Annotated in this window: 1 protein-coding gene; it reads left to right on the top strand. The window is 52.8% G+C overall.

From position 1 onward, the window contains the following. Positions 1-79 precede the first annotated feature (79 nt). The coding region (locus GUI70_RS23445) for a YicC/YloC family endoribonuclease (RefSeq protein ID WP_272952934.1) at positions 80-267 on the top strand (188 nt) is incomplete at its 3' end.

Here is a 267-nt window from a genome sequence, read left to right as displayed (position 1 = left end):
CGGCCGACGGCAAATACAAAAAGCTTTACGAATATCAGTTCGCCGAAGAGGCCGAACATTCAGCAAATTTATGAGATCAATGACCGGCTTCGGCCGCGGCTCGGCTTCGAACGAGAAGACGAATGCGACCGTCGAGCTCAAGACAGTAAACAACCGCTTTCTCGATGTGAACCTAAAGCTCCCATCGGATCTTCAGCACCTCGAAGCGGCACTAAAACGTTCGATCACAGCAAGACTCGGCCGCGGCCGCGTCGATGTCAATCTTCA

It is taken from the genome of Deinococcus alpinitundrae, from assembly GCF_009982895.1.
GTDB lineage: Bacteria > Deinococcota > Deinococci > Deinococcales > Deinococcaceae > Deinococcus > Deinococcus alpinitundrae.
This window is presented reverse-complemented; position numbering and strand designations above follow the sequence as displayed.